This is a genomic window from Virgibacillus phasianinus, assembly GCF_002216775.1.
GTDB classification, from domain to species: Bacteria; Bacillota; Bacilli; order Bacillales; family Amphibacillaceae; genus Virgibacillus_F; species Virgibacillus_F phasianinus.
Genome location: NZ_CP022315.1, coordinates 1,668,504 through 1,690,989 on the forward strand (window position 1 = coordinate 1,668,504; position 22,486 = coordinate 1,690,989).

The following is a 22,486-nucleotide window of genomic DNA, read 5'->3' on the forward strand; positions in this document are numbered from 1 at the left end:
GTTCAGCTTGGAATGGTGGAGCCTGAAGCCAGTAAAGAACGGGTTGAACTCGGGGGAGTGACTCGCCAACTTGGGAGAGAACCATTTAAATCAACAAAGCCGACGATAATGTAACGAAAGGATGATCTGACGTGAGCACAGATATTGTATGGCACAATACATCGGTTAACAAAAAAGATTATCGGGCCAAAAATGGTCAACATAGTGGTGTAATATGGCTTACTGGCCTTTCTGGTTCTGGGAAATCTACCATTGCAAATCTTGTAAACAAGAAACTCTTCGATGCCGCTGTTCATTCCTATATCCTTGATGGGGATAATATTCGTCATGGACTTAATGCCGGGCTTGGATTCCGCGCTGCGGACCGAACAGAAAACATTAGAAGAATTGGCGAAGTGGCGAAGCTGTTTGCTGATAGTGGAGCGATTGTTCTTACGGCTTTTATTTCGCCCTATCAGTCTGACCGTGACCATGTTCGCGAAATCCTTCAACCTGACGAGTTTTTAGAAGTTCACGTTGATTGCCCACTGGCTGCATGTGAAAGGCGAGATCCAAAGGGCTTATACAAAAAAGCGCGGAATGGGGATATCAAGGAATTTACTGGTATAGATTCTCCATACGAGGTACCAGAGTCACCTGAATTAATTTTACATTCCAATGAGTTTAGCGAAAGTGCTTGTGCGAACCAAATCATTAATCTATTAAAAGAAAAACGCTGGATTTAAAAAAACGGGGGCAGCGCTGTGTAAAGGTAGTTTTTAGTCTATGAAACTGTCAAAAATAAAAGGAAGGGGTGGAATGATGGGAAAGGCTTATTTGGTGGGTGCAGGTCCAGGCGATCCAGACCTGATTACTGTAAAAGGGTTAAAGACCATTCAGAATTCAGACGTTATTTTATATGACCGTTTAGTCAATGAAGAACTACTGCGTTACGCACCTAAGCAAGCAGAATTGATTTATTGTGGGAAAAGTCCTGGTCAGCACTCGCTTACGCAGGAAAAAATCAACAATTTGCTCTGTAAATATGCCAACGAGGGAAAAGTCGTCACAAGGTTGAAAGGGGGCGACCCGTTTATCTTTGGCAGGGGTGGTGAGGAGGCAGAAGTGCTGGCGCAAAGAGGGATCCCTTTTGAAATTGTTCCGGGAATCACTTCCGGTTCAGCAGCACCCGCTTATGCAGGCATTCCAATAACCCATCGGGACCACAGCTCTTCCGTTGCGTTTGTATCAGGGGTAACAAAGAGTGATGAAGAACTTGATAAATATTGGGAGCATTTAGCCAACGGAATCGATACTTTATGTGTTTACATGGGAGTTAAAAATCTGCCGGATATTTGTGGACGGCTCATCAGCCACGGTCGTGATCCTAACACCCCAATTGCCCTTGTGCATTGGGGTACTACAGCGAGCCAGCAAACGGTTACTGGAACATTAGAAACAATCGTGGAGAAATCTAGCAAACTAAAGAATCCATCAATGATTATTATCGGGGAAGTCGTTCAGTTGCGGGACAAATTGCAGTGGTTTGAGCAGATTCAAGTTGAGGAGACGATGAAAGAGCACGCCATTGTTGGATGATGAGGGGGGATAAGTCATGCAAGGCATTCTATATGTAAGTCACGGGAGCCGAATTCCAGCAGCAACGACTGAGGCTATTTCCTGTATAACTTCTGTGCAAGAGCGGGTTGACGTACCTCTCCAGGAAATTTGTTTTTTGGAGTTAACTGATCCAACCGTCGAACAAGGTATTGACACGCTGGTGTCACGAGGAGCTTCACGGATTGCCATTGTACCTGTCCTTCTGTTAAGTGCTGGCCATTATTTCAACGATATCCCGGAAGAAGTAAACCGTGCTAAGGCAAAGCATTCCCATATCGCGTTTACCTATGGCGAACCGCTTGGCATGCAGGATCGCTTCATTGATGTTTTGGCGGAACGAATCAAAGAAACGAAAGTACCTCCCAAACCAGATGCTAAACTATTACTTGTCGGGCGGGGCAGCCGTAATCCGCAAACTAGAAAGGTAATTGAAAATATTGGGCAAAAGTTGCGAGAAAGAACAAATTTCAGCTCTGTTGATGTTTGCTTTCTGGCCGCCTGCAATCCCCCTTTCGAACAGACGCTGCAATCCACTTTAAAGGAGGAGTGCTCACAAGTTTTCATCGTTCCCTATCTTTGGTTTACCGGTGTGCTGGTGAATTTTATTAAAGCTAAAGTAACGGAGGCTAGTAAGCTGAATAAAGAAATTGTGTTGTGTACGCAGCTAGGAAACCATCCAACCATGCGAGCGGCGCTGAAAGAACGTGTCTATGAATCTTTTGATGAAAAAGGGAGTTTTACCCAATGGCAATGACACCATTGATGGTTGACTTAGCTGAAAAAAGTGTAGTGATTATCGGTGGTGGCCACGTCGCCGAACGTAGGGTAAATACCCTGCTAGAAAGTGGTGCTTCGATTACCATCATAAGTCCGGAAATTAGCGAAAAGATCCGCTCCCTTTGGGAAACAGGATTATTGAACTGGCAGCAAAAGGATTTTGAAACTGAGGACCTTGCGGAAGCTTTTTTAGTCATAGCTGCGACTGACAATCCGGATGTCAACCAAGCGGCCGCCAAGGCTACTCCCCCTAATTCCTTATTAAATGCTGCGGCAGACGCTGACCAGGGGGATGTACACTTTCCGTCCTACTTTAAGCAGGGGAAACTTTCGATTGGAATCTCGACCAATGGAGCAAGTCCAATGCTTTCGGCCAAAATAAAAAGGCAACTTCAATTGACGTATAACAGTGATTACGGGAATTATGTGGACTTTCTTTGTGAAGTCCGTCAGCTAATTAATCACTCAACCCTCGTAAAAACGGAACAGAAATCGATACTAAGAGAAGTTTTATCCGAGGATTTTTTAAACAATAGTAAACAGCGTCAAATGATCGAACGCTTATCTGAAAGGAGCACGATGAAATGATCGGTCTGAAAGTTGGCATTGCGGCTACACGAAAGGCTGATGAGATTGCCGCACTTGTTCAAAAAAGCGGGGGTATTCCGGTTGTTTTTTCTATTCAAGGGAAGCAACAATTAAATGAAAGCACTGTTGGGAACGATATAAAAGAGCTATTAGATACAACGTTTGATGTAGTGCTTTTAACTACTGGCGTTGGTATTGAAACATTAGAGAGTGCAGCCCATAATCTTGGCCGCCATTCCGAATTCATCCAACAGCTGGAGAAGACAAACCTGGCGATCCGCGGAAGTAAAACAATCAAATGGGCAAAAAAATATTCCTTGTCAGCAACATACGTGTCAAGGGATGGCACGATGGAAAGTCTGGTGGACGCACTTGCTGACGCGCGGCCTGGGGGCGGAACACGTCTATTTTTACAAGCCTATAACCAAGATGATGCGGCGCTACAACAAGCGCTTGAAGCTGCCGGTTACGCTGTCTACTTATCCAAACCATACCAATATAAGGCGCCAGATAATAATACGTTAAGCGCATTGAGGAAGGAAATAGTAGATAAATCGCTTCATACAGTAATTTTCACCAGCAAAACCCAAGTACATAACCTTTTTAACGGGACTGAACTAGCAGGTGAAATTGTTGACTCCTTTAATAATGGAGTCCTGGCAGCTGCAGTTGGAAAAATAACTGCAAGTGAACTTGAGCAAAAGGGCATATCGTATGTTTTTCAACCAAATAGATCAAGGATGGGCGCAATGGTTGTTGAATTACGGGAATATCTTGCAACGGATGTAGTTCCCAAAACGTAAGCTGGATGGGGGCGCCCCAGTTGGAACAGGGTTCAATGTTTGCTCCCTGAATGTGACTTTCAGATTAAGTGGCCTTTTATTAATTTCCCCTTGCAATCACAGAACGCATTCCGTATAATAGCGTTAATATTCAAATGACTTGGATGAGGGAAAGTAGGATTCAGCTATTTTTGACAGAGAGCTTCGGTTGCTGGAAAAGAAGCAAGAATACGAATCTGAACAATGGCCTCGGAGTTTCGTGCTGAATGATGAGTAGGTTCCGACGAGATTTGGTACTCGTTATCAATACCACAGTATAAATAAGTCTTATGACTAACGTACTTGATGAGGCTGTATGTGTGAACATACAGTAAAGTAAGGTGGTACCACGTTAAACCAACCACGTCCTTACCGTTTATTCGGTGAGGGCGTGGTTTTTTAATGAATATTAATTTAAATGGAGGGTTTTACATGAGCAAGAATTTAGTATTACAAACAGACTTTGGACTTAATGATGGGGCGGTCAGTGCAATGTATGGGGTAGCAATTTCCGTAGATCCCGCCATTCGAATTTTTAATCTGACACATGAGATTCCCAAGTTCAATAGGTGGGAGGCGTCCTACCGACTATATCAAACGATTACTTACTGGCCGGAAGATACCGTATTTGTTTCCGTTGTTGATCCAGGAGTGGGAACCGATCGTTTGAGCATTGTTGTTAAAACAACTGACAATCAATATATCGTGACACCCGACAATGGCACATTAACACATATTAAAAAACATATCGGAATAGTTGATGCACGTGAAATTGATGAAAAAGTGAATCGGTTGCCAAGATCAGGTGAATCCTATACATTTCATGGCCGGGATGTTTATGCCTATACGGGAGCACGTCTTGCCGCAAATGTAATTTCATTTGAAGAGGTTGGCCCACGTATTGATGTAGAAGCGGTAATAGGGTTACCAAAGCCTGAAGCACATATCGAAGAAGGAGTCATTAAGGGCAATATTGATATTCTTGATATTCAATTTGGCAACCTGTGGACTAATATTGGACGTGAATTGTTTCATGAAAAGGGAATTGAATATGGCGAAACACTTGAAGTCACCATATCAAATGGTACGCATCAGCTTTATAAAAACAGCATGACTTTTGGGCGCTCGTTTGCGGAAAGTCGTCTCGGTGAACCATTGCTTTACGTGAATTCAGTGGACAAGTTAGGAGTGGCCATCAATCAAGGCTCGTTTGCAAAAGCCTACCAGATTGGAACAGGGGCTAATTGGAAAATAGATGTTCATAGGGTTGAGGAGTAAAGTAAGGCGGGTTCTGTTTTGCAATTCTATTTATTGGTATCTATGGGAGGAATAGTGATGGAACCATCAAAGGATAATTGCATTAGACAACGATTTGAAAACTTTGAGAAATCCTATAAACTTTTAGAGAAATATGCTGCTGGAGATTTTCAAACTGAATTAGAGCGAGCGGGTATTATTCACTTTTTTGAAATGACAATTGAATTATCATGGAAAGTTTTGAAAGGGCATATCGAGGCTCAAGGTTTTATTGTTAACAGCCCGAGAGATACCATTAAGCAGGCATATCAAATGGATTTAATTGATGATGGCCAAATTTGGATTGAGGCATTATCAAAGCGCAATTTAATAGCCCCTGCTTATGACGAAACATTAGCCAAGGAATTTGTGGAGGAAATTATCCAGACCTATTTGCCTGTATTTACAGCGTTGTATGAAAAACTGTTGGAGGAATAATGCTAAGTTTTGATTGTGTGAAGTCGGCTATTAGTAACTTTCCCCCTTAAACCATCCCTAAATTAACTTAATTAACTATGATATAATGAAGGTAAAGTCCATGAACGGAAATAGGGGGATTTTCCATGCAGCGTGGTACGTTTCAGTTAATGAAATCAGTGAACAAATCTATCATTTTAAATAAGATTCGGCAGTCGGAACCGATATCGCGGGCACAAATTGCCAAAGAGACAGAGCTGACCCCGCCGACCGTCAGCAGCATTGTGAAGGAGCTGATGGGGCAAGGTATTGTGCGGGAAAGCAATCTTGGTGTGTCCCAAGGCGGCCGGAAACCGACAATGCTGCTGATTAATAGGGATGCATTTCACGTAATTGGGGTCGATGCTGGTCCAGAGTCGATTGCCTGCATCCTGACTGACTTATCGGGAAAAGTTCTCGACCAATCCGCAAGTAGTATTAAAACACCAATAACGAACGAGCAATTTATTTCGATAATCAAAGAAAACATACATACCATCATGCAAGGATCTGCTGCCAATCCGGATACCATTATGGGGATTGGCGTGGGGATGCATGGTGTTGTAGACGTTGAAACAGGTACCGCACTTATTGCTCCAAACTTGAATCTGCGGAATGTACCGATCAAAGTGGAGCTTGAAAAAGAATTCAACTTAATGGTAAAGGTTGAGAATGACGCACGAACAATGGCGTTAGGAGAGTCTTGGTTCGGCGGACATGATGATGTAGATAGTATGGTTGCGGTCAACTTTGGCCGTGGTGTCGGTGCAGGTGTGGTAATTAAAGGCAAGCTCTATCACGGTGCACAGGATCTTGCTGGTGAACTTGGCCATATGACGATTGATATAAATGGCGAAATTTGCGAATGCGGAAACCGCGGGTGCCTGCAAACCTTTGCTACCGGTGATGCAATTGTTGGACGGGCACGTCAGGAAATAAGAGATATCCCGGATGACTTAACTGCTGAGGAAATATTTTGTCGAGCGCAGGCGGGTAATCATGCGTATAGTAATGTTCTGACAGAGACTGGAAAAATCATTGGAGTGGGGCTGACCAATTTAATTCATCTCGTTAATCCGGGGAAAATCGTATTGGGCGGCGGTGTAATGAAAAGCGAAAAATACCTCCTGCCAGCTATTAAACAAACGATTGATCAACGTGCTCTAACCCCTGATGCAAAGCGAACGGAAGTGGCAGTAACAAAATTAGGCGGTGACTCCACCTTGTTGGGGGCCGTTTCCTTATTATTAATTGAATTATTTGCACCGGTGTAAATAATTCACCACAACATCATAAAAAAGCCCATAAAAAGAGCTGAACAACGCCGTTCAGCTCTTTTTTAAAAGATAAGAATGATAAAATATGTCTAGCTCCAGCGCCCAGAAGCTGCCGTCATAAGCAATGGACACTACGAACGCTAAACCCATGCATTCTACGGTCCCTTGCTTATGCGTCCGCTTCTAAACGGGCGCTTGCGCATTTCTCATATCCAGGCTAATTTCATCATTTCCCGGGAAATATCGACATTATTCCGCTCGTAATGAAAATTTGGTGCGTTTGTGATAAGGTTCTTCTGGGTGCACAATCAAATCAGGAAAACCGTCATGGTGTAAGGAAGCCGGTGGTGCTTGCGTTTCAAAACACACACCAAGATATTTTCTTGAGCTTCCTTCATTTAATTCCAGCCCCTCATCTAAACCATTGGATGTATACATCACTAATCCGGGCTGATCGGTTTCGATTATCATTACTCTACCAGACCCTTTATCTTCCACAACAACATTTCCTTCCTTTTCAAAAAGAAAGTAATGATCATAGCCATTTCCAGCAATCTTATGTTGTTCCGATTTATCCGTAAAGCCTTCCGAAAGGGCGCGGCCAGCCCGAAAATCAAAGGTGGTACCTGAAACATCTGTTACATTTCCGGTTGGAATAAGTGCTTTATCAAGCTCAACGAATGCCGCGCTATTCATTGTAACGTGATGGTTTTGAACCGTACTCTTTAAATCACCGCTTAAGTTAAAATAAGAGTGATTCGTGAGTGTCAAAGGGGTATTCTGGTCCGTTGTTGCTGCATAATCTAACAAAAGTTCGTTGTCATTATTCAGTGTATACGTAACCGTAATATCCACATTGCCAGGATATCCACCAGCACCATCTGCGCTTCTATGGGTGAGTTTCAATCCAATCGAGTCCGTATTTTGAAAGGGTGCGGCATCCCAAACTACATGATGAAATCCGTTTGACCCGCCATGAAGATGGTTATCGCCTTCATTAGCTTCTACATTATAGTTTCGATCAGCAAGTTCGAATGATGAATCCTGAATACGGCCGGCAACGCGGCCAATTACGGCGCCGAAAAAATTAGGGTTTGACTCGTAATCGGCATAGTTCTTATATCCAAGAACGACATTTTCCAGATTACCTTCACGGTCGGGAACCATCAGCTTTGTCATGATTCCACCAAAATTCAGGATGCTTACAGACATTCCTTGCTCATTGGTGAGTGTAAATTCTTTCCACTTATCTAACACATCTTTTATTTCCATGTTCATCCTATCAACCACCTACTTGTTTAATACACCGATAAAGCGCTCGAATGCACGTCTATCTTTAAATACGCCCGCATCTTCCAGCACTCTGGCGAATTTCTTTCCCAATTCTTTTTGCAGCACTGCTTCAGCTTCATCGGCGGCTAGTAAACCATAATCCCTCATCAGCTGGCCTGCCCAATCCTGATGGTAGTCAGCTACATCGCTTGGTTCACCGAGTAAAAAATTCCTGATTTCAGCAAGCTCATCCTTCAGCCTGGCTGGCAATACCGCAAGCCCCATTACTTCGATTAGTCCGATATTTTCTTTTTTAATATGATGAACATCAGCATGCGGATGGAAAATGCCCATCGGATGTTCGTCAGATGTGCGGTTGTTGCGTAACACGAGGTCCAGTTCGTACACACCATCCCGTATTCTGGCTATTGGTGTAATCGTATTATGTGGCGTATCACCTGTGTAAGCCAGCACATCGGCACTTTCATCCGTATAATTTCGCCACGTTTGCAAAATATGATCTGCTGCCTGTAGCAATGTATCTTTGTCTTCGCTATTCAGGCGAACCACGGATAACGGCCACTTCAAGATCGATGCAGAAACGTCAGGATATCCATTCAAATCAAATGAAAATGCCTTAGCAGCATTCGTCATCGCGAATTTGTAATGACCACCTTGATAATGATCATGACTTAGAATAGAACCGCCGACAATTGGTAAATCGGCGTTGGACCCAATGAAATAATGCGGGAACTTTTCAGTAAACGTCAGCAATCGCTCAAAAGACTTTTTATCAATTTTCATGTTGCGGTGTTCTTCAGCAAGCAAAATGCTGTGTTCGTTATAATAAACATACGGTGAATATTGCAAATACCAGTTTTCCTCAAGCAATGGTACGCGAATAACCCGGTGATTGGCACGCGCTGGGTAGCCAGTTCGCCCAGCATATCCTTCGTTTTCCACACAAAGCAGGCACTTCGGGTAATGGACTGTTTGCTTCATTTCGCGTTCCCGCTTAATCTGCTCGGGGTCCTTTTCCGGCTTGGATAAATTAATCGTGATATCCAGTTCACCGTATTCGCTGTCCGCCTTGAAATGGATATTTTTCTTAATTCGATTCATCTGGATATAATTGCTGTTTTGGCTTAGGTTATAAAAATAATCTGTTGCAGCTTGGGGCGTGTCTGCATATTTTTCCTGGAAAACAGCATTTACAACAGATGGACGCGCCACAAAACAATTCATTATATCCGCCGTAAGAATTTCTTTATCATCAAAAACATCGTCAATCACGTGATTTTCAATTGCATAAGCCACCAATTTATCAAGCAAATTGGGAATGGAATCGTTCGTTACGGTTTCGACTTCTTCAGGAAAGGATCCCAATTGCAAAAGATTGAGGACTCGGTTCCGTGCGTAAATCCGATCCCCGGGTTCAATTAATTCAGCTTCAATGGCTTTCTTGACAAGTCCCGAAATATCAGCAAAGATCATGATTTATCTCCACCCTCATAGCCATTTGGATGGGTGGAGTGCCAATTCCAGGCATCCTCCATAATTTTCGTGATGGAAGTATGCGTTGGCTCCCAGCTAAGTACGCGCTTGGCTTTTTCCGAACTAGCCACTAGTGTGCTCGGATCACCGGCGCGACGTTCGCCACTCTTAGCCGGTATTTCTTTACCTGTAACGGTTCGTGCGGTATCAATCATTTCCTTTACAGAAAAGCCCTGGTTACTGCCAAGGTTAAACACGTCACTCGCACCGCCATTGTTCAAGTAATTAAGTGCAAGCAGATGCGCTTTGATCAGGTCCTCCACATGCACATAATCACGGATACATGTGCCATCAGCCGTATCATAATCCTCACCGAAAACCGTGATATGAGGGCGCTGGCCAAGTGCTGCCTGTAAAATAATCGGCACGAGATGTGTTTCCGGGCGATGATCTTCACCGATTTCTGCAGATTCTCTTGCGCCGGCCACATTGAAATAACGTAAGGAAACATACTTCACACCATGTGCCTGCTCGGTCCATTTCATTATTTTTTCCATGGTCAGCTTGGTTTCCCCGTATGCATTGGTCGGTTTGGTCGGCATTTCCTCGGTAATTGGAACAGCTTCTGGTTCACCATAGGTTGCGGCGGTTGAGGAAAAGACGATTTTTTTCACATCATTTTCAACCATCACTCGCAATAAAACCTGTGTGCCATATACATTGTTGTCAAAGTATTTAAGTGGATCTTCCATCGACTCGCCAACAAGGGAATTTGCCGCAAAATGCACGACTGCATCAATTGATTCTTGGTTAAATACATCCCGTAAAAAGTCAATGTTGCGAATATCCCCTTGGTAAAACGTGGCGTCCGGGTGAACTGCTTCCTTATGGCCAGTCTCAAGGCTATCAACCACAACGACCTGGTCACCTTGGTCGATTAACTGATAAACGGCGTGCGAACCGATATAACCGGCACCGCCTAAAACCAATACGCTCATCTATAACACTTCCTTTGTAATTTTTTTGCTCCATCGCCAATCATAGCAGTATAAAACGTTGGATCATAGCCGATTGTTTCCCGATAGATTTTATTTACATTTTCTTTAAATTTTTCCACGCTTCCGTTCTCGACTATGGCAATCGCACATCCACCGAATCCGGCACCGGTCATCCGTGCTCCAAGCACACCATCCTGATCCCAGGCAGCCTGTACGAGGGTATCAAGTTCAACGCCTGTTACTTCATAATCGTCCTTGAGCGATTGATGTGATTCATTCATCAATTTTCCAAAACTGACTAGATCATCATGGCGTAACTTTTCAAGCGCCTCTAGTGTTCGGGTGTTCTCAAACACCGCGTGTCTTGCGCGTTTCCTATTGGTATCATCTTTAATCAAGTGCTTATGCTGCTCAAATTGTTCTTTTGATAATTCGCCGAGACTTCTGATCGATAATGCGGTCTGCAAATCAGCAAGTGCTTGCTCACATTGTGTGCGACGCTCATTATATTTAGAGCCGGCAAGCGTCCGCTGTTTATTGGTGTTGATAATCATAATGACATGATCCGCTAACGAAATCGGCGCATACGCGTGCTCCAATGTGTCACAGTTTAATAGAATCGCATGATCTTTTTTCCCCATGCCAATCGCGAATTGATCCATTATGCCGCTGTTGACGCCAATGTACTGATTTTCTACCTGCTGGCCAAGCTGAATCATCTTGACCCGATCAATGTTTAAATCAAATAGTCCTTCCAATAGTACCCCAGTTGCCATCTCAATGGAAGCAGACGAAGAGAGGCCGGCTCCGTTTGGGATGTCCCCGTAGAATAAAATATCCACGCCTGATTCAATTTCGTGAGCCGCTTCCCGAACATACTGAATCATTCCTTTCGGGTAGTTTGCCCAATCGTGCTCCTTCTTATAGGACAAGTCTGCTAGATTGCATTCGATGATTCCGGAATCTGGAAAATTCATCGAATAGAATCGTAGTGTCTGATCAGTGCGCTTCCTCGCAACCGCATAGGTTCCAAATGATATCGAGGCGGGGAAGACGTGTCCGCCATTATAGTCGGTGTGCTCACCGATTAAGTTGATCCGTCCTGGTGCGAAAAAAGTGTGTGGTTTGCTGTCTGTTTGAAAAACGTTTTGAAATTCATGGATGAGATTTGGTTCCATCATCATTTCAACCCCTGTCAAAATTTGTAGGATTTTGTTACACTAACTAATGTGTTACAATGCATTTAGATAATTAATTTAATTAACTAAGTACAGTTTACTAATTAGCAGCAAGTTTGTAAACGTTTGCTTGTGTTTTTTAATTAAAAAAGGAAAGGTTGAAGGATTATGAAAGATAAGATAGTAAATAAGAAAATGATCTTCTTCTTCGGGGCGTTAGGGGGTCTCCTGTACGGTTACGATATGGGAGTTATTTCAGGCGCACTATTATTTATTAAAGATGACATTCCACTAACAAGCTTCACCGAAGGATTGGTCGTTAGCTCGATGTTAATTGGGGCAATTTTTGGATCCGGTTTCAGTGGACCGCTTTCCGATAAATTCGGCAGGAGGAAATTGGTTTTCAGTATCGCCGTAGTCTTTGTCATTGGGTCACTGATCCTTGCGTTCTCACCAAACATGGGTATGCTATTAGCCGGACGGTTGATTATCGGATTGGCAGTTGGTGGCTCCACTGCGATTGTGCCTGTGTATTTATCCGAAATGGCACCGACAGAATCACGTGGTTCCTTGAGTTCACTGAACCAGCTGATGATTACAATCGGAATCCTTTCTTCCTATCTAGTAAACTATGCCTTCGCAGCGATTGAAGGCTGGCGCTGGATGGTTGGACTTGCGGTAGTTCCATCATTAATCTTGATGATTGGTGTTATCTTCATGCCGGAAAGTCCAAGATGGTTATTGAAACACAAGAGCGAAGAAGCGGCTCGCCGTGTGCTTGGTTTAACCAGAAAGCCGGATCAAGTTGATAAAGAAATTCATGAAATGATTGAAATCAATAAAATATCAGACAGCACTTGGAATGTATTATCATCATCATGGCTGCGCCCAACGCTCATCATCGGTTGTGTGTTTGCCTTATTCCAACAAATTATAGGGATCAACGCAATCATTTATTACGCACCAACCATCTTCAGTGAAGCCGGACTTGGTGACGCAACTTCCATTCTCGGTACAGTCGGGATTGGTGCAGTTAACGTGATCGTGACAATCTTTGCACTCATGATCATTGATAAAATTGATCGTAAAAAGCTATTAATTATCGGTAACATCGGTATGGTCGCATCATTGCTATTATTAGCCATATTGATCTGGACGATAGGACTAAGCTCAAGCTTCGGCGCATGGATCATCGTGGCTTGTCTAGCATTATTCATCATCTTTTTCGCGTTTACCTGGGGACCAGTATTATGGGTTATGCTCCCAGAATTATTCCCAATGCGTGCCCGCGGCGCCGCAACAGGAATTGCTGCACTTGCACTATCCATTGGCAGCTTGCTGGTTGCACAGCTTTTCCCAATGGTTTCAAGCGCACTTGGCATTGGACAGGTATTCCTGATCTTTGCCGTGATTGGTATCGCAGCGCTAATCTTTGTTGTCAAATTCTTGCCTGAGACACGCGGTCGCAGTCTTGAAGAAATTGAAGCGGAGTTGCGTGAGCGTACATCAGCGAAAGATGCAAAAGGAGTATAAGGTAGTGTGGAGGGGCTTGATTTGAGATCAGGCCTCTTTACTTATTTAAAAATTGCCTGGTTCGAACGATTGTTCTATAATAGAAATGTAAATAGGATAATGTATCTATCAGGAGGGATGTGGTAAAATGGAGGCAAATACAGTCGTGCTCGAAAGACCAGCAAATTATGAAACGACACCGGATTATGATGGGCTTTGGAAAGCATTAATTGAGGAATTATTTGAAGAGTTTATGCAGTTTTTTGCCAAAGATTTATTTGGAGCTATCGATTTTTCGAGGGGCAGTGAATTTTTGGATAAAGAATTACTGAAGAAGCCTATTAAGGAAAAGAAAGGAAGGGTTATAGCCGATCAACTTGTAAAAGTGTTTCTAAAAAGTGGTCAGGAAAAATGGATTCTGATTCACATTGAAGTGCAAGGTAAGGCAGGGAAGGACTTTGCGAAGCGTATGTTTCGTTACTTTTATCGAATCTATGATAAACATAATCGTGAGGTATATGCGATTGCCCTTTTAACCGATGCAAAAGAATACAATAACTCCAACCGCTTTCATTATGAGTTTTATGGTACGAAAGTTAATTACACATTCAATCTATATGCATTTCAAAATCAGGACATAAAAAAATTAGAGGATTCAGCTAACCCATTTGCGGTAGCAGTCACTGCTGGAATTTATGCAGGTAAAACCAAACATGATGCAAACAAACGCTATGCTTTCAAACGGAAATTGATGATCCAAATTCTACAAAAGACATCCACACAACCAGAACATACCCGCACCTATCTATCCGCTTTATTTCATTTTATCGACAATATACTTCAAGTACCAGCAGAACTTACGACTAAACTAAAGGAAGATTTAACACCATTTATTGATAAGGAGGCGACACAACAGATGCTTGCTGATAAGAGAAATCCATCGCAAACACTAGCTGAGATTTTTGCCGAGTTGAAGGAAGAGGGAATGGAGAAAGGTATAAAAAAAGGAATGGAGAAAGGCATGGTCAAAGGCGTTGTAAAAGGCAGAAAGGAAGCGGAGAAAGAGTTTGCTGGTAGGTTAATTCAAAAAGATTACTCGAATGAACAAGTTTTAGAATTAACAGAATTAGAACTGGATGAGATAGTGAAGTTGAGAAAGTCACTTCAAATGTAATGTAGAGAACGAAACTGGTTATTACTGGTTTCGTTTTTTACGATGGTCGTTACTATTTCAGATATGAAAGGGGATGGAATAGAAAATGCAAACGCTGGCCGAGATTTTTGCAGAATTGAAGGAAGAAGGGATGGAGAAAGGAAAAAAAGAAACAGAGAAAAATATTGCTAAAAAATTAATTCAAAAAGACTACTCGGATGAACAAATCATGGAAATCACGGAATTAGAATTAGATGAAGTGGTGAAGTTGAGAAAGTTACTTCAAATGTAAAGTTAAGAATGAAACAGGAAATATTTTAGCTTCGTTTTTTATTATAAGATGAAATCCCATATATTAGGGAGGCTGTAAGGCAATGAAAGCTGATAATAGGCAAACATTAGCAGAGGTTTTTGCTGAGTTAAGGGAAGAGGGATATAAAGAAGGATATGAAATAGGATATAAAAAAGAAATGGAGAAATTGGCGGAAGGGTTAATTAAGGAAAATACTTCAAATGAACAGATTGCGGAGATAACAGAATTGGGGCTGGATGAAGTAGCTAGGTTAAGAAAACCTCTGAATATGTAGGTAAAGGTTAACCGGGTAAACCAGGGATACTAAGACCAAGTATAAAGCAAGTTTATCATATATATGACGATTTTTTATTTAAACGTGATGATTTCTAATGAAAGTTATATAGTATGGGATTCTTTAGACTGCCCCGGCTATAAGGTATACTTGATTTAATCGAAAAAAAGAGGAGGCACCTAAAATGACTAACGTACAATGGGGAATTCTGAGTACGGCTGGAATCGCACAAAAGCAACTTATTCCGGCATTTCAGCGGGCAGCTAACGCAGAGGTGACCGCAATCGCGAGCAGCAGTGGGCTGAAAAAGGCGGAAGCAGTTGCTGATAAATTTTCCATCGAAAAAGCCTATAATAGCTATGAAAAATTATTGGATGATCCGGAAATTGATGCTGTTTATATTCCACTGCCAAATCATTTACATAAAGAGTGGACGGTCAAGGCAGCTAAGAAGGGGAAACATATTCTAAGTGAAAAACCGGCAACCGTAAATGCGGCGGAATTGGAAGAGATAAAATTGGCATGTGAGGAACACCGGGTTAGTTACATGGAGGCTTTCATGTATCACTTTCACCCACAGCATGATCGTGTAAGGGAAATCATTGATTTAGGTGAGATTGGTGACGTTTCCTATATGCGGGCAGCACATTCCTTTCCCATGAAGGACCCGGAAAGCAATGTTCGTATGAAATACCAGGCTGGTGGCGGTAGCCTGTATGATTTAGGTTGTTACGCTATCCACGCGATACGAAATGTTCTTCGTCAGGAGCCGGAGTCCGTTCAGGTCCAGGCGATAAAAGATAATGGGGTAGATACGGATGCATACGCCTATTTAACATTTCCGGACGGTGTGCATGCTACATTTGATTCAAGCTTTAACCTAACGGACCGCAATGAATACGAAGTGGTAGGCACAGAAGGACGTATCCTGGTGCCACGTGCGTTCCGGCCAGACAAAAATGGTGGTGACGGCTTAATCATTGTTGAAAAACAGGGTGTGAGTCGCACAGAAACAGTAAACACCGATCAATATCGTGATCAGGTTGAACATATATCGGAAGCAATTTTGAAAGGTGAAAATCACCTGCATAATGATTTTGAAAATACGCTTGGTAATATGCGTGTGATTGATGCCTGTGTGGAATCGATGGAGACTGGTGGGCTTGTGAAGTTGGGGTAGATTAATTAGGAAGGAGCTCGATTTGATGATGTCGGGCTTCTTTTTTTATGTTTCGGTTTGGGTGAGGTTGTGGCGGACTGGGGCGAAAGGTCTGCAAACTCGGGGGAAAAATAGCTGTCGCCCGAGTTGAGGATGCTGTCTCCCGAGTAGAGGTGGCTGTGGCCTGAGCTGGTGTAGTTCTTTCCCAAGTTGGCAGATTTCGCGAGTTTTACTTTAAATGAAACTTAAACAAAATGTAGCACGAATGAGATAGCCCTGTTTTCAAAATTATCATTGTAAAAGCAGCATGATGCCCATAAGATTATTGTAATAGCTATTTGATTTACTATCAACATAGCAATATCGCTACTAATTAGGGGGATGAAGCATGTCTAAAATAACTTTCCTGGGTGCGGGCAGCACGGTTTTTGCAAAAAATGTCCTAGGTGACTGTATGACGGTTCCAACTTTACAGGATTTTGAATTTGCTTTATATGATATTGATCACGAGCGATTAAAGGACTCAGAGGTTATGTTGAAAAACATGAAAAAGAAGCTTAAGTCTACGGGCAATATTGTAGCCTACACGGACCGTAAAGAGGCGTTAAGAGGTGCGAAATATGTGATTAATGCGATTCAGGTCGGGGGCTATGACCCAAGTACAATTATTGATTTCGAAATACCGAAGAAATACGGTCTTCGGCAAACAATTGCTGATACGGTGGGCATTGGCGGGCTGTTTAGAAGTCTAAGAACAATTCCAGTTATGATGGACTTTGCCAAAGATATGCAGGAAGTTTGTCCGGATGCCTGGTTTCTAAATTACACCAATCCGATGGCTGCACTTACCGGGGCGATGCTGCGCTATACTGGCATAAAAACGGTTGGTTTATGCCATAGTGTCCAAGTATGTACCGATCATTTACTAAAAGATTTGGATATGCCGACAGACAATGTTCAGTGGAAGATTGCTGGTATTAATCACATGGCATGGTTACTTGAGGTTACCCGGAATGGACAGGATCTGTATCCGGAAATCAAAAAGAGAGCAAAAGAAAGGCAGAATACCATCCATGACGATATGGTTCGCTATGAACTGATGCAGCGGTTTGGCTATTATATCACAGAGTCGTCCGAGCACAACGCGGAATACCACCCATATTTCATCAAGAAAAGATATCCTGAATTAATCGACCGATTCAACATTCCAATAGATAAATATCTGCGCCGTTGTGTCAATCAAATCGAAGCATGGAAAGCAATGCGAGAAGAGCTTGTTCATAATAAGGAGCTTGCACATAGCCGGACAGGTGAATATGGTTCATATATCATGGAAGCAATGGAAACAAACGTCCCAATTAAAATTGGTGGGAACGTAATGAATACAGGTGGACTGATTAGCAACCTGCCGGAAAAAGCATGTGTTGAGGTGCCTTGCCTAGTGGATTCTAGTGGCGTAACTCCAACCCATGTGGGGGAGTTGCCAGAACAATTGGCGGCTTTAAATCGTACAAATATTAATACACAGCTACTGACCATTGAAGCTGCGATGACCAGCAAAAAGGAACATATCTATCAAGCTGCCATGCTCGACCCACATACCTCAGCGGAGCTGTCGATTGATGATATAGTTGCTCTGTGTGATGACTTGATTGAGGCGCATGGGGATTGGCTGCCTGAATATAAGTAACAATTTAATATAGTAAATGAAGGTCCTATTATCGTTTCCACGGTGATGGGACTTTTTTAACTTGTCTATTAACAAACAGTAATAATTTTATATCTGCCAACTGACATACAATGAAACAAGTTAGTAAATATTTTATTAAGGTGGGGACTATAAGATTCTATACATGTAAAACAAGATATGACACTGAGTAAAAGAGGTACAAAGACTTGTTTTGTATTTTGAAAATTACCATTTTACTGTAGACAATATTTTAAACTCATGATACTATAAATCCCAAGTAAACATTTTATTAAATATATTTAGTAAATTTTTTTGAGGTAATTTGAAAGCGTATTCTTATGGAACTGCATGAATGGAAGTTTAAGAGGTGAATCAAGTGACATACGCATTGGGTGTGGATATCGGTGGTACCAAGGTTGCTGCTGTAATTATTGATCAGCATGGAAAAATACTTTACCGCGCGGAGGTATTAAGTAATCGGGTTGATCGAGAAAAGATGTTTAAGCAAGTCGTGAAAAGCATTGAAATAGTATTGGCAAACTCATCACTGGAGATTAGTGATATGAAGGGGGTGGGGGTTGGTGTTCCAGGAAAAGTAGACCGGAAGAATGGTATAGCAATCTTCCAAAACAATTTACCGTGGACTAACTTCCCGATTCTTGAGCGATTACGCGATTACTTTTCCGTAGAAAATATCGTAATCGACAATGATGTATATATGGCGGCTTTCGCGGAATGGAAGGTGTCCAACACATTAGATAAAGATACATTCGTTTACTTAACGGTTAGTACAGGGGTTTCTTGTTCCATTATTCATGAGGGGTCTTTTGTGCGGGGGACTGGATTTGCTGGCGAAGTTGGTTTGTTTCCGGTGTTAGCAGATACAGCACCAAATGGGATTCAAACGTTGGAGCAGTCTGCGTCAGGTCCGGCAATCCAGCGATTAGCACAAAAACACTTTAATCGATCAGATATAACGATACAGGATTTCTTCGATGAGTACCGAAAAGGAAACCCCGCTGCACTGGCCACCATGAGCGAGATTGTAAAGTCGTTAGCACATGGGATTTATTCTGTCATATGTTTACTGGATCCTCACAAAATTGTTTTTGGTGGAGGAGTTATCAATCATAATCCTTTTTTATTGGATTTGGTAAGAAAAGAGTTACAGCATTATTTAATCCCGGAGCAGCATGCGACGAACCGTATGCAGACAAGTCATTTGAAAGAAAATGCCGGTATTGTTGGTGCTGGATTACGGGGGATGGAATGTTCAGTCCGTCTCTCAAAGTCTTCATGGGGGGTGTGAAGTTATTTAGCTCTATTAATCTATTAAACATTATTAAGGGGAGGTTTTTAATATGAAATCATTCGTTCGTAAATGGATGTTGTTACTTGCGGTGTTAGCAGCGATATTAGCTGGCTGCACGGATAAAAGTGACGGGGAAGGCAGTGCCGAAAGTGATGGAGATGGAAAGTTAGAAGGTGAACTGAATGTGGCCGTTTTCCAGGGAGGTTATGGTGGTGAATTCTGGAAACAGCTTGCCAAGAACTTTGAGGAAGAGTACCCGGGTACGACCGTTAAAGTTACTGCAAATCCTGACATTGGGGAAATGATCAGACCAAAAATTATTGCGGGTAATCCACCAGATTTTGTTTATCTGAATCAAACAGACCCATCTGGTGTTACACAGGGATTAATTAAGGAGCATGGCCTAACCGATTTAACCGATGTATTTGAGGGCAACGCATTGGATGAAGATGTCCCATTAAAGGACAAAGTGCTTCCAGGAATACTGGAATCGGTTTATATGTCACCATATGATGACGGGAAAATTTATCTTGCGCCATACAACTATAATGTAATGGGTTTATGGTACAACAAAACATTATTCGAAAAAAATAACATTGAAACACCTAAAACATGGGATGAATTTTTCGCTTTGAATAAAACCGCTAAGAAACATGATCGTGCTTTATTCACCTATCAAGGTACGAGCCCAGGTTACTTAGAAGAAATACTGATTCCAGCCGTATATTCACTTGGCGGCCAGGAAGCGTTGGATCAAATGTTAAATTATGATCCGGAGTTCTGGAAATCTGACGTTGCTATGAAAGCGCTCGATATTTTCGACAAAATTGCCTCTAAGGATAATGCATTGATGAATGGAACAGTAGCGCTTGATCATACACAATCACAAACTGCTTTTATGCAAGGAAAAGCAATGTTTATCCCAAATGGCAGCTGGTTTGAAGGAGAAATGGAAAACGCACCTAGAGAGGATGGATTCGAATTCGGTTTCCTTGGCGTTCCAACGTTCGATAAAGAGGATCCACTTTTAGCGCTTAATTCGATTGAACAGGTATATATTCCAAAAGGTGCAAAGAATCCTGAACTTGCCAAAGAGTTCTTGCGATTTATGTATACGGAAGAAAGTATCAAATTAAACGGTGAACTGGCAAAGGCTTCAATGGCAATTGACGGAGCTTCTGATTTGGTAAAAGAATACTTAACAGAATCGTCTTATAACGTATTTAAAGCAGTTGAGTCTGGCATGTACTCGATCTCTGGAAACTTCGCACCTGTACCTAAAGGGGTCAATGTTAACCCAAGAGAAGTATTATTCAGCCAAGCTGCAAGTATTATGAATGGTGAAATGACAACACAAGAATGGGCAGACAAAATGTATGGGGTATACAAAGAGGTTCAGGAAAAAATGGAATAACCTAATAAGCCGCCCTAATCTTTTGATTGATTAGGGTTGCTTATCTTTCATACATATGGTTAAAAATTATTCCCTTCTAGAAGGGGCATAGAAGTAGGTGTGTTTAAGTGAAAAGTAAGCGAAAAACGGGTTTTATCCTGCTATGTATTTTACCAACATTAGTTATATTCGCGATGTTTATCGTTTATCCGGTTACTCAGGTATTTTATAAATCGCTATTCAGCAGTTCCGGATTTGGAAGCAGCGATCAATTTGTCGGAATAACGAATTTCATTGAATTATTTAGTGATGATGTATTCATCCAATCAATCAAAAATACCGGATTTCTTATGCTGGTTGTTCCGGTCATTACACTCCTATTATCACTCATTTTCGCGTCCATGCTCTCCTTTGGTCAATTAAAGGAAAAGCATCTGTACCGGACGATTTTCTTCTTCCCTAGTATTCTATCATTCGTTGTAATCGGAATTCTTTGGGCGTTCATTTACCATCCGAATATGGGGATTGTGAATGAAATCATGAAAGTAATGGGACTTGATCAATACGCATTAACGTGGCTTGGCAATCCGGATACCGTATTATGGGCAATTGCGATTGTCATGGTCTGGCAGGCGGTCGGATATTATATGGTCATGTATCTTGCTGGAATGGACAGTATCCCGAAAGAATTATATGAAGCGGCATCGATTGATGGAGCCAATGCCATCCAGCAATTTGTGAAAATTACGATCCCAATGCTGTGGGAGATTATTCGGATTACGATTATTTTCAGTATAAATGGTGTGTTGAATATCAGTTTTGTGTTGGTAATTGTTATGACATCTGGAGGACCAAATAATTCCTCACAGGTTGCACTCACTTATATGTACCAGCAAGGCTTTGTAAATGCAAACTTTGGTTATGCCATGGCCATAGCGGTTGTTGTCTTTATTGTAGCAATCATTCTTGCATTTATTAGTAATAAATTGACAGAACGTGAAGCTTTATAGATTGGAGGGAATAATGTGAGTAATGATAAGAACCGTAATCCAAAAAAGTCCAAGTGGATAATGCGGATCATTTTATTGGTGGCAACCGTTATTTTTATTTATCCATTAGTATGGAATATTATTGCTTCGTTTAAATCAAATGAGGAAATTCTGGAAAGTCCATGGGCATTGCCTTCTATGCTCCGTTTTGAGAATTATATTCGTGCATTTGCCGATGCCAGTATGGGAGAATATATCCTGAATTCCTTCCTTGTCACAGCGTTGTCCATGTTTTTATTGCTTGTTTTGGTAATTCCAACGGCGCATGTTATCGCGCGATTTGATTTCACGGGAAGAAAGTTGCTTCATAATTTTTATTTGGCTGGCCTATTTATTCAGCCAGTATACATTATGATTCCATTATTTCTGATGATGAGCGATTTAAGTATGCTCGATAATCGCTTTTGGTTGAGTCTGGTGTATGCGGCAAGTGCTCTGCCCTTTTCCGTGTATCTATTAACAGGATTTATGCGCTCAATTCCAAAAGAATATGAAGAATCGGCGTCAATAGATGGTTGTGGCTACTTTCGCACGCTATTAAACATTATTGTCCCGCTTGCAAGGCCTGGGATATTAACTGTTGTTATCTTTAACTTTTTTACCTTTTGGAATGAATATGCATTAGCACTTGTTTTACTTACAAGTGATGAAAAGAAAACTATTCCAGTTGGTTTGGCGAATTTAATGCAGATTCAACGTTTTGCGACAGATTGGGGAGCATTGTTCGCCGGTCTTGTGCTAGTATTAATTCCAACAGTTACACTATACGCACTAACCCAGAAAAAACTTACAGAAGGAATGTCTATGGGTGGTTTGAAAGGATAACAAGCGCCCAAATTGGCGTATGACCTGAACAATGGAACGAAAGGAGTCAA

General features: G+C 41.9%; 22 protein-coding genes and 1 other annotated feature. Of the genes, 18 read left to right on the forward strand and 4 right to left on the reverse strand.

What is annotated here, in order from left to right; translation table 11 throughout:
• Positions 1–131: 131 nt before the first annotated feature.
• From cysC to CFK37_RS08410, 8 genes are all read left to right on the forward strand, one after another.
• Complete coding sequence (gene cysC / locus CFK37_RS08375) at positions 132–725, forward strand: adenylyl-sulfate kinase (protein ID WP_089061437.1); 594 nt, start codon at positions 132–134, stop codon at positions 723–725.
• A gap of 76 nt (positions 726–801) precedes the next feature.
• Positions 802–1,578, forward strand: a complete 777-nt coding sequence (gene cobA / locus CFK37_RS08380; protein WP_089063579.1) for a uroporphyrinogen-III C-methyltransferase — start codon at positions 802–804, stop codon at positions 1,576–1,578.
• A gap of 16 nt (positions 1,579–1,594) precedes the next feature.
• On the forward strand, positions 1,595–2,353 hold the full coding sequence (locus CFK37_RS08385) for a sirohydrochlorin chelatase (protein WP_089061438.1): 759 nt from the start codon (positions 1,595–1,597) through the stop codon (positions 2,351–2,353).
• Positions 2,344–2,964 (forward strand): NAD(P)-binding protein, encoded by a 621-nt coding sequence (locus tag CFK37_RS08390; protein WP_089061439.1) that lies wholly within the window; start codon positions 2,344–2,346, stop codon positions 2,962–2,964. Before CFK37_RS08385 ends, CFK37_RS08390 begins: the two co-directional genes overlap by 10 nt.
• Positions 2,961–3,767: a uroporphyrinogen-III synthase gene (locus tag CFK37_RS08395; protein ID WP_089061440.1), complete on the forward strand. Its 807-nt coding sequence runs from the start codon at positions 2,961–2,963 to the stop codon at positions 3,765–3,767. The genes CFK37_RS08390 and CFK37_RS08395 overlap by 4 nt, the downstream gene beginning before the upstream one ends.
• Positions 3,768–3,898: 131 nt before the next feature.
• Positions 3,899–4,159 (forward strand) — a binding site (T-box leader).
• Between the two features lie 58 nt (positions 4,160–4,217).
• Positions 4,218–5,063, forward strand: a complete 846-nt coding sequence (locus tag CFK37_RS08400) for an SAM hydrolase/SAM-dependent halogenase family protein (RefSeq protein WP_089061441.1) — start codon at positions 4,218–4,220, stop codon at positions 5,061–5,063.
• Between the two features lie 57 nt (positions 5,064–5,120).
• Positions 5,121–5,519, forward strand: coding sequence for a nucleotidyltransferase substrate binding protein (locus tag CFK37_RS08405; protein ID WP_089061442.1), 399 nt, complete (start codon positions 5,121–5,123; stop codon positions 5,517–5,519).
• 125 nt (positions 5,520–5,644) lie between these two features.
• Positions 5,645–6,811, forward strand: a complete 1,167-nt coding sequence (locus CFK37_RS08410) for an ROK family transcriptional regulator (RefSeq protein WP_089061443.1) — start codon at positions 5,645–5,647, stop codon at positions 6,809–6,811.
• Between the two features lie 252 nt (positions 6,812–7,063).
• Here CFK37_RS08410 and CFK37_RS08415 read toward each other — a convergent pair whose 3' ends face one another.
• Genes CFK37_RS08415 through CFK37_RS08430 form a run of 4 tightly spaced genes read right to left on the reverse strand, consistent with a single transcriptional unit; the run spans position 7,064 to position 11,759 of the window.
• Positions 7,064–8,092 carry an aldose epimerase family protein gene (locus CFK37_RS08415; RefSeq protein WP_089061444.1) on the reverse strand — a complete coding sequence of 343 codons (1,029 nt, stop codon included), beginning with the start codon at positions 8,090–8,092 and terminating at the stop codon, positions 7,064–7,066.
• A gap of 12 nt (positions 8,093–8,104) precedes the next feature.
• Positions 8,105–9,580 carry a UDP-glucose--hexose-1-phosphate uridylyltransferase gene (gene galT, locus CFK37_RS08420; protein ID WP_089061445.1) on the reverse strand — a complete coding sequence of 492 codons (1,476 nt, stop codon included), beginning with the start codon at positions 9,578–9,580 and terminating at the stop codon, positions 8,105–8,107.
• The gene (galE, locus tag CFK37_RS08425) at positions 9,577–10,578 is read right to left on the reverse strand and encodes a UDP-glucose 4-epimerase GalE (protein WP_089061446.1); all 1,002 of its coding nucleotides are present in this window, start codon (positions 10,576–10,578) and stop codon (positions 9,577–9,579) included. The genes galT and galE overlap by 4 nt, the downstream gene beginning before the upstream one ends.
• Positions 10,575–11,759 (reverse strand): galactokinase, encoded by a 1,185-nt coding sequence (locus CFK37_RS08430; RefSeq protein WP_425445376.1) that lies wholly within the window; start codon positions 11,757–11,759, stop codon positions 10,575–10,577. Before CFK37_RS08430 ends, galE begins: the two co-directional genes overlap by 4 nt.
• A gap of 165 nt (positions 11,760–11,924) precedes the next feature.
• Between CFK37_RS08430 and glcP the strand changes: the two genes are divergently transcribed.
• The 10 genes from glcP (at position 11,925) to CFK37_RS08480 (ending at position 22,436) form a co-directional block, all read left to right on the forward strand.
• Complete coding sequence (gene glcP, locus CFK37_RS08435; RefSeq protein WP_089061447.1) at positions 11,925–13,289, forward strand: glucose transporter GlcP; 1,365 nt, start codon at positions 11,925–11,927, stop codon at positions 13,287–13,289.
• A gap of 127 nt (positions 13,290–13,416) precedes the next feature.
• Entirely contained in the window at positions 13,417–14,442 is a 1,026-nt protein-coding gene (locus tag CFK37_RS08440; protein WP_089061448.1) for an Rpn family recombination-promoting nuclease/putative transposase, read from the forward strand.
• Between the two features lie 85 nt (positions 14,443–14,527).
• Positions 14,528–14,713, forward strand: coding sequence for a hypothetical protein (locus CFK37_RS08445; protein WP_089061449.1), 186 nt, complete (start codon positions 14,528–14,530; stop codon positions 14,711–14,713).
• Between the two features lie 82 nt (positions 14,714–14,795).
• Entirely contained in the window at positions 14,796–15,008 is a 213-nt protein-coding gene (locus CFK37_RS08450; RefSeq protein ID WP_089061450.1) for an RpnC/YadD family protein, read from the forward strand.
• A gap of 184 nt (positions 15,009–15,192) precedes the next feature.
• Positions 15,193–16,188, forward strand: a complete 996-nt coding sequence (locus CFK37_RS08455) for a Gfo/Idh/MocA family protein (protein WP_089061451.1) — start codon at positions 15,193–15,195, stop codon at positions 16,186–16,188.
• 367 nt (positions 16,189–16,555) lie between these two features.
• On the forward strand, positions 16,556–17,857 hold the full coding sequence (melA, locus tag CFK37_RS08460; RefSeq protein ID WP_089061452.1) for an alpha-glucosidase/alpha-galactosidase: 1,302 nt from the start codon (positions 16,556–16,558) through the stop codon (positions 17,855–17,857).
• 376 nt (positions 17,858–18,233) lie between these two features.
• The gene (locus CFK37_RS08465; protein WP_089061453.1) at positions 18,234–19,166 is read left to right on the forward strand and encodes an ROK family protein; all 933 of its coding nucleotides are present in this window, start codon (positions 18,234–18,236) and stop codon (positions 19,164–19,166) included.
• A 52-nt stretch (positions 19,167–19,218) separates the two neighbouring features.
• Positions 19,219–20,583: a carbohydrate ABC transporter substrate-binding protein gene (locus CFK37_RS08470; RefSeq protein ID WP_089061454.1), complete on the forward strand. Its 1,365-nt coding sequence runs from the start codon at positions 19,219–19,221 to the stop codon at positions 20,581–20,583.
• 107 nt (positions 20,584–20,690) lie between these two features.
• Positions 20,691–21,572, forward strand: coding sequence for a carbohydrate ABC transporter permease (locus CFK37_RS08475; RefSeq protein ID WP_245837331.1), 882 nt, complete (start codon positions 20,691–20,693; stop codon positions 21,570–21,572).
• A 15-nt stretch (positions 21,573–21,587) separates the two neighbouring features.
• Positions 21,588–22,436: a carbohydrate ABC transporter permease gene (locus CFK37_RS08480; RefSeq protein WP_245837332.1), complete on the forward strand. Its 849-nt coding sequence runs from the start codon at positions 21,588–21,590 to the stop codon at positions 22,434–22,436.
• Positions 22,437–22,486: the final 50 nt, after the last annotated feature.